Source organism: Nonomuraea sp. NBC_00507 (genome assembly GCF_036013525.1).
Taxonomy (GTDB): Bacteria; Actinomycetota; Actinomycetes; order Streptosporangiales; family Streptosporangiaceae; genus Nonomuraea.
In genome coordinates this window covers 9,101,879-9,114,865 of record NZ_CP107853.1, presented here as the reverse complement: position 1 = coordinate 9,114,865, position 12,987 = coordinate 9,101,879, and the positions used below count along the sequence as shown (strand labels likewise).

General features: G+C 71.7%; 12 protein-coding genes. 6 read left to right on the top strand and 6 right to left on the bottom strand.

Annotated features, from left to right (window positions below):
* Nucleotide 1: 1 nt before the first annotated feature.
* Genes OHA25_RS43910 through OHA25_RS43900 form a run of 3 tightly spaced genes read right to left on the bottom strand, consistent with a single transcriptional unit; the run spans nt 2 to nt 3,544 of the window.
* Complete coding sequence (locus OHA25_RS43910) at nt 2-1,945, bottom strand: hypothetical protein (protein ID WP_327582824.1); 1,944 nt, start codon at nt 1,943-1,945, stop codon at nt 2-4.
* A gap of 43 nt (nt 1,946-1,988) precedes the next feature.
* Nucleotides 1,989-2,717: an amidohydrolase family protein gene (locus OHA25_RS43905; protein ID WP_327582823.1), complete on the bottom strand. Its 729-nt coding sequence runs from the start codon at nt 2,715-2,717 to the stop codon at nt 1,989-1,991.
* Nucleotides 2,714-3,544 (bottom strand): amidohydrolase family protein, encoded by an 831-nt coding sequence (locus tag OHA25_RS43900; RefSeq protein WP_327582822.1) that lies wholly within the window; start codon nt 3,542-3,544, stop codon nt 2,714-2,716. The genes OHA25_RS43905 and OHA25_RS43900 overlap by 4 nt, the downstream gene beginning before the upstream one ends.
* 82 nt (nt 3,545-3,626) lie before the next feature.
* Between OHA25_RS43900 and OHA25_RS43895 the strand changes: the two genes are divergently transcribed.
* Genes OHA25_RS43895 through OHA25_RS43880 form a run of 4 tightly spaced genes read left to right on the top strand, consistent with a single transcriptional unit; the run spans nt 3,627 to nt 8,210 of the window.
* On the top strand, nt 3,627-5,615 hold the full coding sequence (locus OHA25_RS43895; protein ID WP_327582821.1) for a hypothetical protein: 1,989 nt from the start codon (nt 3,627-3,629) through the stop codon (nt 5,613-5,615).
* Complete coding sequence (locus OHA25_RS43890) at nt 5,615-6,283, top strand: amidohydrolase family protein (protein WP_327582820.1); 669 nt, start codon at nt 5,615-5,617, stop codon at nt 6,281-6,283. Before OHA25_RS43895 ends, OHA25_RS43890 begins: the two co-directional genes overlap by 1 nt.
* The gene (locus OHA25_RS43885; RefSeq protein ID WP_327582819.1) at nt 6,280-6,999 is read left to right on the top strand and encodes an amidohydrolase family protein; all 720 of its coding nucleotides are present in this window, start codon (nt 6,280-6,282) and stop codon (nt 6,997-6,999) included. Before OHA25_RS43890 ends, OHA25_RS43885 begins: the two co-directional genes overlap by 4 nt.
* Nucleotides 6,996-8,210 (top strand): DegT/DnrJ/EryC1/StrS family aminotransferase, encoded by a 1,215-nt coding sequence (locus OHA25_RS43880; protein WP_327582818.1) that lies wholly within the window; start codon nt 6,996-6,998, stop codon nt 8,208-8,210. Before OHA25_RS43885 ends, OHA25_RS43880 begins: the two co-directional genes overlap by 4 nt.
* Before the next feature lie 33 nt (nt 8,211-8,243).
* Here OHA25_RS43880 and OHA25_RS43875 read toward each other — a convergent pair whose 3' ends face one another.
* Both OHA25_RS43875 and OHA25_RS43870 read right to left on the bottom strand, forming a co-directional pair.
* Complete coding sequence (locus OHA25_RS43875; RefSeq protein ID WP_327582817.1) at nt 8,244-9,335, bottom strand: alpha-hydroxy acid oxidase; 1,092 nt, start codon at nt 9,333-9,335, stop codon at nt 8,244-8,246.
* Nucleotides 9,336-9,438: 103 nt separating this feature from the next.
* A complete protein-coding gene (locus OHA25_RS43870) occupies nt 9,439-9,906 on the bottom strand; it encodes an adenylyltransferase/cytidyltransferase family protein (RefSeq protein ID WP_305918073.1) in 468 nt (155 codons plus the stop codon).
* Nucleotides 9,907-10,117: 211 nt separating this feature from the next.
* Between OHA25_RS43870 and OHA25_RS43865 the strand changes: the two genes are divergently transcribed.
* Entirely contained in the window at nt 10,118-10,567 is a 450-nt protein-coding gene (locus tag OHA25_RS43865) for an ATP-binding protein (RefSeq protein WP_327582816.1), read from the top strand.
* On the opposite strand, the gene OHA25_RS43860 is transcribed toward OHA25_RS43865, so the two are convergent.
* Nucleotides 10,564-11,535, bottom strand: coding sequence for a helix-turn-helix transcriptional regulator (locus OHA25_RS43860; protein ID WP_327582815.1), 972 nt, complete (start codon nt 11,533-11,535; stop codon nt 10,564-10,566). The genes OHA25_RS43865 and OHA25_RS43860 overlap by 4 nt on opposite strands.
* 143 nt (nt 11,536-11,678) lie before the next feature.
* Between OHA25_RS43860 and thrS the strand changes: the two genes are divergently transcribed.
* Nucleotides 11,679-12,914, top strand: a complete 1,236-nt coding sequence (gene thrS / locus OHA25_RS43855) for a threonine--tRNA ligase (protein ID WP_327582814.1) — start codon at nt 11,679-11,681, stop codon at nt 12,912-12,914.
* Nucleotides 12,915-12,987: the final 73 nt, after the last annotated feature.

Genomic DNA, 12,987 nt, shown 5'->3' with positions numbered 1-12,987 from the left:
GTCAGATGGCGATACGGATGAGGTTGCGCCCCTTGAGGCCGTACAGGGCCTTGCGGGACGGGTCGATGTTGATCCTTGAGCCGCCGCCGAACCAGTCGCTCGCCAGCCCTTCCACGAGCTTGCGGGACGTGAAGCCGACCAGGTCGATCTTGTAGACGGCGTCCTCGTCGCTGGTGTACGCGTGGAGCCCGGCCAGCACCAGGTCCCCGCCCCGCTCGCACACCCGCAGCGTGCGGGTGACCGCGCGCCGGCGCAGGTTGTACTCGAACAGGACGCCGCCGTCGGTGATGCCGTACAGGGCGAGCGGAGTGTGCTTCAGGCTCGTGACGGCTTTCGCGCCGGCCACCGGCTCGATCTCCCACTGGACCTTCCGCGTGCGCAGGTCGAAGGCCGCCAGCCTGGCCGTGGTCGTGACCGGCGGGGCGCCGAGACCCTCCTGCGTGCTGGTGCCGAGGTAGACGGTGCCCAGCAGGGTGGTCAGCGAGAACACGGTCTGACGCTCGACGATCGGCCGGTAGGTGTCGAGCTTGCCGGTCCGCGGGTCGTACACGTCGAGGGCGCCGTTCGGGTGTCCCGGCTCCGGCTGGGTGGACATCACGATCAGCCCGGTCAGCTTGTCGTGCACCAGGTCCTTCGGCCGGTCCTGGTTGTGGCCGGTGCGGAAGAGCTGCTTGGCCTCCGGGTCGCCGGCGCGGTGGGAGTAGAGGGCGGCCTGGGTGTAGATGCCGAGGTACGTGGTGTCGTCGACGGTCATGATGGTCTTGGGCTCGCCGGCGATGGCCAGCCGGGTGACCTGGCGGGTGGCCAGGTCGTGGATGTCGCAGCCGCCCTTGCCACCGACGTAGACGCGTTCGCCGTCGCAGTGCACCGACATCGGCTCCTCCGGCGCGGCGCGGAACCCCTTCTGCACGTGGCTGACGTAGTCGATCGTGCCGGTGGCCGGGTCGTAGACGAAGACGCCGGGGTCCTGGATGCCGTAGATCTTTCCCTTGTGCTCCAGGATCCGGACGGTGGCCGCCTCCGGGAACGGCACGCCGAGCACCTCGTACGCGCCGGTCGCGATCTGGTACCGGTAGAGGGTTCCGGACGGGCGGCCGGCGAAGTAGACCCAGCCGTCGTGGATCAGCACCGACACGACGTACTTCTCGCCCGGGGCCGTGGCCTTGACCACCTTGTACGCCGCCGGGTTCGCCTTCTCCAGCACGATCAGCTCCGCCAGCGAGTTCATGCCACCCGCCACGTGCGTGTCGCTGATCGACATGCTGGACACCCAGTCGCGGTCGGCCACCTCGGCGGGCAGCAACTCGCGCTTCTCCCCGGTCTGCCGGTCGATCGCGACGAGATGGGCGTTGGCGCCGATGCCGGCGTAGACGTGGGTGGCGTCGGCCTGGATGCTGCGGACATACGCCTCGCCCGGCGCGGGCTGGCCGAGATCGCGGCTGACGCCGGTGGCCGGGTCGTACTCCACCACGCGTCCGGGCTGTGACATGCCCAGGTAGACCTTGCCGTCGGGGGAGGCCGCCATGGTCCAGATGTACGGGTCCGGATATTGGGCGAGCCGGGTGGTGGCGCCCGTGATCGTGTCGATCTTGTAGAGGTCCGACCGGGCGTGGGTGCCGACGTAGACGTCGGTGCCCGTCTTGCACATCGCCCAGATGCCGACACCGGTGGGGATCTCGAAGTGGGCCGTGACCTTGTCCTGGGCCAGGTCCCAGGCGCCCACGACGTTGGGCGCCAGGCCGCGCGAGCCCATGTAGAGCACATCGCCGACGAACTCGGCATTGCCCAGGGGACTGGCGACGCTGGCCGGGCCGAGGTCGGTGATCGTGCCTTCCGGCTCGCGGGCGGCGGCCGGCGCCGGGAGGGCCGACGCGGGGCCGGCCGGGAGGGTGGCCGCGGCGGCGGAGGCGGCTGCGGCTTGGAGGAAACGGCGGCGGGGGATCATTCGCGGTCACTCCTCGTTGAGATTGGCCGCACGGTATAACGGCCTAGGCCGTAATGTCTAGATCGAAGAGCTGGGCGGCGTTCCGCCACGCGACCAGCTCGGCCGTCTCCGGGTCGAGGTCCGCCGCCGCCACCGCCCCGAACGCCGAGGCCGGGTCGATGAGGGTCGAGTCGGTGCCGAAGAGCAGTCGTGTGCGGTCCACGGCGGCCGCCACCCGCGCGATGCGGCCGGCGGGGGCGTGGGAGTAGCAGGGCTCCAGGTAGAGGCGGTCGCAGGCGTTCGCGGCCTCGATGGCATGGGCGTAGCCGTCGGCGCCCATGTGTCCCGCGATGACTCGCAGGCCTGGCGTGTCCAGGCAGGTCTGGGCCAGGTCCAGCACCGTGGCGCCCCAGGTGTGGACGAGCGCGGGCACGCCCGCCTCCGCGACCATGGCCAGCGCCTCCCGCGTCTGGGGCGAGGAGGCGGGCGATCGCGTGTAGTCGGTGTGGATCTTGACGCCGACGAACTTACCGGTGGGCAGGTATGCGCGCAGGTCTCGCTCGGCGTCGGCCGGTCTGCGGGGATTGATGGTGACATATCCGAGGTGGCGGTCCTGGGTGTCCAGCCACGCGGCCAGGGCCCGGTTGCCCGCCGGGGCGTCGTAGATCACCGCTTCGGTGGCCGAGACGATGGACAGGTTGATTCCGAAGCGGTCCATGGCGGTCAGGTTGGCTCCGGCGACGTCCATGGTGAAGAACCACGGGCCCCAGTGGGCGTGCACGTCGATGATCATCCGAGCAGCCTCCTCGCGTTGCCGCCCGCCACGGCGGCGATCTCATCCGGCTTCAGCCCGCTCGTCGCCAGGCGCAGCAGGGAGACGACGGGCTCGTAGTGAGGGGTGCGGGAGCCGTACAGGAGCCGGTCCGGCGGCACGGTCTCCAGCGCGTCGGGGGAGTTGAGCAGGCGGGTCGAGGTGTGGAAGCCGGGCTCGTCGGCGGCGACGACGAGGAAGTCGCCCAAGTGGTAGAAGTGGGTGTCGAGGAAGACGACCTTGGCGTCCAGCCCGGAGAACGGCTGCCAGAAGCGCCGCACGTCCCCGCCGGTCAGCACGACGAGACCGAGCCCGGCCGCCTTCCTGGCGACGTGGCGGACCGAGGGAAATCCCGCCTCGACGCCCTGCTCGTCGGGGAAGAGCCTGATGGCCTTCACGCCCAGCTCGGCGAGCCGGTCGATCTCCCGTACGGCGCCGATGGGGTCGCGCAGATCCACGGTCCCCACCGGGACGACCGCCGGGTCGCGGCCGGTCTCGGCGTCGTCGCTCGCCAGGGCCAGGATCTCGTCGTCCCCGGCGTCGTCCCCGGCGTCGTCCCCGGCGTCGTCCCCGGCGTCGTCGCCGGCGGCCATGGCCAGGACCTCGTCATTGCCCGACCGCATGTCGAACAGGGCGGCACGCAAGGACGCGACCGCACCCACCCGGATGCGGTGTGCGGCCAGGGTGTCCAGCACCGACCGGGGCGTGCCCGGCGGGCCGTCGCGGTCCGGGTAGGCGCCGACCAGGACATCCACGTCGAGAGTCACCTCGAGCTCGCCGACCAGCTTGCTTGCGTCGAACGCCGTCACAACCGCCTCCATTGACTTATCAAGCTCAGCACATTACGGTCTGGACCAAAATTGGGCAACACGCTCTTGTGGAGGTGCGGCCATGCCGCGTCAACCCCTCGCGGTGTCCGCGGCTCTGGCCGCCACCCTGTTCCTATCAGCGCTTCCGGCCCAGGCGGCCACTCCGGAAGAGGCGGCCTCGTGTGCCGGGCCGCGGGTGGAGACGTTCGGCCCGGCGTCGGTGACCGGGGCCATCGTGGGCGCCGTGGTACATGAGGGCAAGGCGTTCGTCGTCACGCGCGGCCAGAAGCCGCCCGTGCTGGCCGAGATCGACCTGGCCACCCGGAAGGTCGTCAGGAGCGTGCACCTGCCCGACGGCCCCGCGACCGGGGAACCGGAGGGCGGCTGGGCCACGGCCGTGTCGGGCGGCAAGGTCTACGTCGGCACGTACCCCGTCCCGGACCTCTACCGCTTCGACCCGGACAACAGCGGCAATGTGGCGGAACACCTGGTCTCCTTGGGCAGGAACGGCGGCTTCATCTGGGCGCTCGCCGCCGCCCCCGACGGCACCCTCTACGCGGGCACCTATCCGGACGGCCGGGTCAAGGAGTACGTCCCGGCCACCGGCGCGGTACGCGACTTCGGAGTGCTGGCCACCGGCGAGCGGTACGTCAGGACGGTGGCGGCCGACGCCCAGAACGTCTACGCGGGCCTGCTCGACAAGGGCAAGCTCGTCGCGATCGACCGGACGACCGGCGCCGTCAAGGAGCTGGCCCAGGGCCCGTCGGGCATCGGGGTGGTCGCCGAGCACGGCGACCGGATCCTCGCGGTCAGCGGCCAGACGCTCATCGACGTGCGCAAGGACGGCACCGACGCCCGGCACGTCCCCCTCGCCTCGGGGAGCCTGGACGCGCTCACCGTGGCCGCCGACGGCACGGTCTACGGGACCTCCCGCCCCGACGGGGCCGTCCACCGCTACCGCACCGGCGACCCGGCACCCACCAAGATCGCCGACCCGCCGTCGCAGGACGACGAGACCAGGCGCCTCGCGCTCACCGGCGACGACACCCTGATCGGCTTCTCCGGCAGCGGCGGCATGTGGTCGCTGGACCTGCGGACCGGCGAGTCGCAGTTCACCGACCTGATCGAGGCCGGCCTGCCGAGCGGCCCTGAGCGGCCCCAGAGCATGCTGCTGGTGCCCGGCCGAGCCGTCTACGTCGGCGGTCACTTCTTCATGGACGTACGCGACCTGCGTACCGGCCACAAGCGCAGGCTCCGCGTCCCGGGCGAGCCCAAAGACCTCGTGCGGCGCGGAAACAAGATCTACGCCGCCATCTACCCCAGCGGTCAGATCATCTCCATCGACCTGCGCACCGACGAGATCCGCGGACTCGGCCGCCTCGGACACGACCAGCAGCGCCCCTGGGACATCGAGTACGACCCGGTGACCGACAAGCTGCTGGTCGCCTCCGCCCCGCTGGGCGCCAAGCTCGAAGGCGCCCTGTCGATCGTGGACCCCGACACCGGCGAGATCGACGTCTACAAGGGCGTCATCCCCGGTCAGAGCCTGATGAGCCTGTCGCTGGACGCCCGCAACGGCGTCGTCTACCTGGGCGGCGACGTGCTCGGCGGCGGCGGTGTCCCGCCGGTGCACACCTCGGCGTCCGTCGCGGCCTTCGACCTGCGCTCCCGCACCGTGCTGTGGCAGGTGGACCCGGTCCCCGGCTTCCGTACCTTCCAGGACATCAAGGTGCACGGCGGCCTGCTCTACGGCGTGTACAAGCGCGACTCCGGCGCCTGGATCGCCCTCGACCTGGCCACCAGGACGGTCAAGCACCAGGGCAAGCTGTCCGGGTACGGCGAGCTGACCACGCACCGCGGCAAGGTGTTCGTCAGCACGTTCTTCGGCGGCGGCAACGCCTACGAGCTGAGCGACCAGGCCACGCACCTGGCCACGGGCCTGGGCGACGAGTGGTACACCAACCCGCAGCTCCACTTCGAGCCCGGCTCCTGGAAAGCGTGGGCCCTGAGCGGCCGGCACCTGGCCAGGATCGACCTCGACCCGAGCTGCCCGGTCCTCACCGTCAGCTGATGCCGGATCTCGTCGTGGACGCCCACCGGCTCATCGGCCCCGTACCCTTCGACGACCTGCCGGAGGACCCGCGGCCGGAGATGGACCGGCTCGGCATCCACCAGGCTTACGTGACCCACACCCTCGCCCTCCACTCCGACGTCCGCGCCGGTAACGAGGCGCTGCTCGGCCTCGACGACCCCCGGCTCGTCCCGGTCCCCGTGCTGCTGCCCGATTCCTTCGAGCCGGTGCCGGACTGGGACGTGCCCATGGTCAGGCTCTGCCCGGCTCGGCACCGCTTCGAGCTGACCGGGCCGACGGCCCTGCGCTGGCTGGCGGCGCTCGGCGTGACGGCGGCCATCGACTTCGAGGAGACCTCGCCAGGGCACCTGCTCACCCTCGCCAGAGAGCTGCCCGAGCAGCGCATCCTGCTGCTCAACCCCGGCTACCGGCGGCTGCGCGCGATCGCCGAGCTCATGACCGCGATCCCGAACCTGTGGCTGGAGATCGGCACGGTCAACACCCAGCGCGGCGTCGAGTGGCTGGCCGGCCACTTCGGCGCCGAACGGCTGGTGTTCGGCACCGGCGCCCCCGTCATGGACGACTGCGGCCCCCGCTTCCTCCTCGACCACCTGGAACTGCCGGAGGCCGACGTCGCCGTGATCGCGTCGGGAGGGAGCCTGCTGTGATCCTCGACGCGCACGGCCACCTCGGTCCCTGGCCCGACTTCCTCATCCCCGACCAGTCGGCCGCCGGCATGGTCGCCCTGATGGACCGCCTCGGCATCGACGCGATCGGCATCAGCCATCTGCTCGCCGTCGGCCCCGACGCCGAGGCGGGCAACCGGCTGGCCTTCGCCGCGGCCGAGCGGCACCCCGGCCGGTTCGGCGTGTGGCAGGTCTACAACCCCCACCAGCGCAACAGGCTCACCGACCAGGGCGTCTGGGGCGTCAAGATCCATCCCGATGTGCATCAGTGCCCTCTCGACGACCGCCGCTACGACCCCGTCTGGGAGCTGGGCCTGCCCGTGCTCGCCCACGGCCAGACCGACTCGCCGTGGAGCGACCCCGAGCGGTTCGTCACCGTGGCGCGGCGCCACCCCGGCACACCGCTGCTGCTCGGACACGCCGGGCTCTGGCCGTACGGCTTCGCCCGCGCCGCCGAGCTGATCCGCGAGCACCCGAACGTCCTCCTCGAGATCTGCGGCTCCAAGATGACCGGACGATGGATCGCCCGCCTGGCCGCCCAGGTCGGCGCCGACCGCGTCGTCTACGGCTCCGACGCCTGCTTCCTCGACCTGCGGATCGGCTTCGGCCGTGTCGCCCTCGCTCCGCTCGACGACGCCGACCGGGCACTCATTCAGGGCGGCAATCTCGCCCGCGTGCTGGAAGGACGCCTCACATGACCCTCGCCGTCAACGGCGGCACGCCCGTGCGCACCGCCCCCTGGCCATCGTGGCCGCCACCGCTGGACGCGGCCCAGCGCGAGCTCGTCACCGCCGTGCTGGAAAGCGGCCACTGGGGCGCCACACAGGGCGGCTCGGCCTGCGCGGACCTGACCGCCGCGTTCGCGCGCCGCTCCGGCGTCGCGTACGGCATCGCCGTCGGCAACGCCACCCTCGGCCTGTTCGCCGCGCTACGCGGCCTGGGCGTCGGGCCGGGCGACGAGGTGATCGTCCCGGCGTACACGTTCGTCGCCACCGCCACGGCCGTCCTGCTCGCCGGCGCCACCCCGGTGATCGCCGACGTCGACCCGGTGGATCTGCATCTGTCCGCGTCCGCGACGGAGGCGGCCGTTACCTCGCGCACGGCCGCGATCATCCCGGTGCACCTGGCCGGCAGCCCTGCGGACATGGACGCGCTGAACGCGGTGGCCGCACGGCACGGCCTGGCCATGGTGGAGGACGCGGCCCAAGCGCACGGCGCCACGTACCGAGGCCGCCCCATCGGCGGGCTCGGGGACGCCGGCGTCTACAGCTTCCAATCCAGCAAGGCGATGACGGCGGGGGAGGGCGGCCTCATCGTCTGCCGCGACCAGGCCGTCCACGCGGCCATCTGGTCGGTCTGCAACCTGGGCCGCACGCTGGACGGCGCCTGGTACGGCCACCCCAGCGTCGGCTGGAACCTGCGCCTGACCGAGATCCAGGCCGCGCTCCTGCTGCCCTGGCTGGACCGCCTCGACGAGGAGATCGACCACAGGAACGCCTTCGCCGCGGCCGTCGAACGAGAGCTTGCGTCGATCCCGATGCCCGCGAGCCACGACGGCGCGGCGCTGCCGCGATCGCCGGGCACCACGGTGGCGCCGGTGACGCTGGTCCCGCAGCCGCCTGGCACCACCCGCGACTCCCGGCACCTGCTCATGCTGCGCCTCCACGTACCGTTCGACCGGTCGTTCCTGCTGGCTGCGATGGAGGCCGAGGGCGTCCCGCTCGACGGCGGCTACCCGCCGCTCGGCACCATGCCGGCGCTGACCGAGGCCGGCGCCCGGGCGGAACCCTGCCCGGCCGCCGACGCCGCGTCCCGCGAGGTGCTCTGGGTCCGCCAGCCGATGCTCATGGACAGCCCCGCCGGCGCCGCCCACATCGCCGAGGCCCTGGCGAAGGTCCTCGCCGCATGAGGTGCTGTGCTGGGCAGTGGTCAGGCTCGTCTTTCATCGGCTCTGGCGGAGGGGACGCAGGAAGCCCCGATCGAGGTCTGTGAGGGCGGCGCAGCCGAGAAGTGTCAGGATGTTCGCCATCTCCCCGCTCAGGAGGCCGAGGACTCTCGTCACGCCGGCTTCGCCGTCGGCGATCAGGCCGTAGATGGCCAGGCGGCCGAGCACGACCACGTCCGCGCCGAGCGCGAGCGCCTTGACCACGTCGGACCCCCGGCGGACCCCGCTGTCGAAGGCGATCTGCGCGCGGCCGCCCACCGCGTCGGCGATCTCGGGGAGTACGTCAAGCGCTGCCGGGAGGCCGTCGAGCTGGCGGCCTCCATGGTTGGACACACCGATGGCGCTCGCTCCCGCGGCGATGGCGGCCTCGGCGTCGGGGACGGTGGTGATGCCCTTGGCCATCCAGGGCAGGCTCGTCCCGCTCATGAGGCGGGCCAGCTTCTCCCAGGTCCAGGCGGGGCCGGAGCCGCCGAAGAGGTCGGCGAAGGCGTCGCCCGTGCCTTCGCCGCCGGTGAAGTTGCCGCCGGTGACGGCGTGCGGAGGGGTGTAACCGTTGCGGCGGTTGCGTTCCCGCCAGCCGGCCGTCGGTGTGTCGCACGTGACCACGAGCGCGCGGAAGCCGCAGTCCTCGAAGTGCGCCAGGCGGCGGATGAAGGCGTCCTCCGAACCGACGGGGTGGAGTTGCCCGAAGGCCATGCCGTCGGGGGCCGCACGGCGTACCTCGGCGTAGGAGTACGAGCCCGCTTCGGGGGCCATCCCTGAGATGCCCGATCGGGCGGCGGCGCGGGCGACGGCCTTCTGGCCTTCCGGATGGAACAGGGTGTCGACGCCGAACGGACCGGTCAGGATCGGCATGCGGAGTGGCACGCCCATGAAGACCGTCCGGAGATCGGGGGTCGGCCGTCCGCTCATGAGCCGGGGTACGAAGCCCCATTCGGCGAACGCCTCCCGGTTCCTGCGTAACGTCCACTCCTCGCCGGCGCCGCCCTCGAGATAGTCGTGCACGTCGAGCGGCAACGACTCCAGGGCCGCGGCGTGGATGTCGCCGAGGGTCGCGTCGTGTGTCGTCGCTGCCAAGGGATGGGTCACCACGTGTGCTCCTTCACGCATGAGGAAAGGTCTCACCGGCTGAGCGGCGTCCCCATGGTGCCCTGGAAGCTTGTTCTGTTCTGTGGACGAATACGGAGAACGCTCAGCCTTTGCCGGCGGCGTTCACGATGCGGGTCGTGGAGCGGCCCGGGATGGCCTCCATCTCCCAGCACTCGGCCCCCAGGATCGCCGCCGCGGCCGCGCGGGCGCCCGCGTGCGGGTCGCCGGCGGTGTGTGCCAGGGCGGCGGGTCGCATCGGGGCGAGGAGGTCGATGTAGTCCTCGGGGCCGTGGGCGTCGGACGGACCGGTCACGATGAAGACGCCGGTGACGAAGCGGAGGGCGGCCAGGACCTCGGCGCGCTCCGCCGACGGGTTGAACGGGCGGCTCGGACCCTTCCAGGCGCGCACCCGCGGGTCGTCCTCGACGCCGACGACCAGTGGCAGGCCGCGGGCCGCCACCGCGCCCAGGTAACGCACGTGTCCCACGTGCAGGATGTCGAAGACTCCGGTCACGACCGCCGCCCCCGGCCGGTCATACGGCTGCACCCAGACGGCCTCCAGGCTGCTCACGCGACCTCCTCCGCTTCCCCACGGGCCTCGACGACGGCTCCCCACGGGCCTAGACGACTCGTCGATCGCAGCGTACTCGGTCGGCGCAGGCGGTCGTGCAGGCGACCTTGGGAAAGGGCATTCCTACCTTTTCGCAATGGCCTCCCGGCCGCCACCAGCGCGTCCCATGACGCAGCCTGAGGTTAGGGGCCCGACTATGGGGGAGGTCGCCGTGGCACCGGACTTGCACCGTGCCAACGGGGGTGATCCGCTCGGCTCGCGCGATCTCATGGTCCGGTTGCCGGGGATTCCGTCCCAGGTGTCCCGGGCCAGGGGGATCGTGACGGCCGCGCTCGGGCGCGATCATCCGCTCTATGACGATGTGGTGCTGCTCACCAGTGAGCTGGCCACGAATGCGATCCTGCACACCAGGTCCGGCGCGGGCGGCTCGTTCACGGTGGCCGTGACCCACTCGGACTCGGCGGTGCGGGTCTGCGTGTCGGACGCGGGCTCGGACGGGCCGCCGTGCGTGTGCCGTACCAGCACGCAGGCCACCAGCGGGCGCGGCCTGCCGCTGATCGAGGCGATCAGCCACCGCTGGGGGTTCACGCGGGAGGCCGGGTCGACGACGGTGTGGTTCGAACTGCTGCAGGCCAGGATGCCCGCCGGGGTGCCCGCTTAGACGTCCAGGCGGCACAGGCCCTCGGCGAGGGCCTTGGTGGTGAGGCGCGTGCGGCTGTCGCAGCCCAGCTTGGCGAAGATGTGCTCCAGGTGGGTGGTGACCGTGCGGACGCTGAGCACGAGCGCGGCGGCGATCTGGGGGTTGGAGTCGCCGGCCGCGACCCGCGTGAGGACGTCCACCTCCCGGCCGGTCAGCTCGTACGGCAACGCGCACATCCGCTCGGCGGCGACCGCGCCCTGCAGCGACCCTTGGAACCCGACCCCCGCCCTGAGCAGCCGCAGCTCGTGCCAGCGCCCGTCGCCGTCCAGCCAGAGGCCGTGCCTGCTCAGCTCGCGCGAGTCGATGAACGCCCTGGCGTACGCGGCCATCGCCGGTTCGTCCCATAACGCGGCCGACATGTCGCGCCCGGGGACCTCGCGGCGGGCCCCGAGCCGGTCGAAGGCGACCGCGCGGAAGTCGGGCGGCAGCCCCACCGGGTCGATCACGCACCGGGTCAGGTCGGTGACGTGCGCCAGCATCGGGCTCACCGCCGCCACGAGGGCCCCGGTGAGGTAGGGAAAGGCCTGCCTGGAGGCGAGGTGGAGCAGCCCCGTGTAGCGGCCCTCGCGCAGGAACAGCGGCGCGGTCAGGCCGGCCCGCCAGCCGTAAGGGGCCAGGTGGCGGCGGAAGTAACGCTCGGTGTCCGGCTCCGGCATGCACACGGGCGCGCGGGTGGCCAGGGCCCTGCGGTACGCCGCCAGCCCGGCGTATTCCTCGGCGGCGTCCCGGTCGATGCGCCGGTGCCCGTCGGAGACGACGCTGTGGTGCCGCCCGGTGGCGGGGTCGAACGCGACGAACTCATACGCGTCGAGGGGGACAACCCGGCGCAGCGCGGCCATCGCCGCGTGCGCGTCGCCGCCGCCCGCCACCTGGTAGCCGACCTCGGCGAACGCCTGTAACTGGCGGACGTCCAGGGTGATCTCGGCCACGGCGTCCTTTATATCATTTGCCAATCCTTGAGGTCTTCTTGAAACTTTTTTTCACAAGCGTCGGGATGTTACCGTGATGGACATGCAGCGCGCCTTTGTCTTCGCCACGACGACGCCGGACCCCGTCCCGGCGCGCTGACTCCATGCTTCCCGGGCGAACGCCCGGGAGCTGGTCGTTCGCCCTTTCCTTGGAAAGGATCATCATGAACGACCACCGCAAGCTCGGCCGTGAGCTGGGCATCTTCGACACCGACCCGATGATCGGCGCCGGCCTGCCCTTCTGGCTGCCCGCCGGCGCGGCGATGCGCAAGGCCATCGAGGACTACGTCCACGAGCTGGAGCGCCGCCACGGCTACCTGCACGTCAACTCGCCCGTGCTGGGCAAACGCGAGCTGTATGAGCGCTCCGGCCACTGGGCGCACTACGCCGACGACATGTTCCCGCCCATGAACGTGGGCGGCGAGGAGTTCGTGCTGCGCCCCAGCCTGTGCCCGCACCACGCGCTCATCTACCGCTCGCGGCAGCGAAGTCATCGCGAGCTGCCGCTGCGCCTGGCCGAGCTGGGCGGCCAGTACCGCTCGGAGCTGTCCGGCGTCCTCGGCGGCCTGACCAGGGTCCGGTCCATCCAGCTCAACGACGGCCATGTGTTCTGCCCACCGGAGCAGGCCGCCGCCGAGGTGTCGGCCGCGCTCGACCTGATCGAGGCCGCGCACGTCCAGCTCGGCATCCGGGCCGCACGCTACCGGCTGTCGCTGCGCGGCGACGGCGGCAAGTACGTCGACGACCCGGAGATGTGGGCGGCCTCCGAGGCGATCCTGCGCGAGGTGCTCAAGGAACGCGGCCAGGCCTACGACGAGGAGCGCGGTGAGGGCGCCTTCTACGGGCCGAAGATCGACATCCAGATCGCCGACCCGGCCGGACGCGAGAACACCCTGTCCACCGTTCAGGTGGACCAGTACATGCCCGGGCGTTTCGACCTGCGCTACGTCGGCGGACATCGGCCCGCCATGGTGCACCGCAGCGTCGTCGGCGGCCTCGAACGCCTGGTCGCGCACCTCATCGAGGTGCACGGCGGCGCGTTCCCCGCGTGGCTGGCACCCGTGCAGGCGGTGGTGCTGCCGCTGTCGGACGCCGAGCTGCCGGCCGCCGAAGACCTGCTGCGGCGCTGCCTGGCCGCGGGGCTGCGAGCCGAGCTCGCGCCCGCCGACCGGGGCAGCCTCGGGGCCAGGATCCGGGCGCACCGGCTGGTGCCGTACCAGCTCGTGGTGGGGCCGCGCGAGGTGGCGAGCGGGCAGGCGGCGGTACGGCGGCGCGACGGGAGCCAGATGGGCGAGGTGCCCCTTGAGCGTTTGGCCGCGGATTCGCGACCGTTCGTCTGACGGGCGGAAATCAATAAGGTAACGGAGTCTTCCCTGATCACGTAAAGGGCTCGTAAAGTCCCTGCAACGCGTG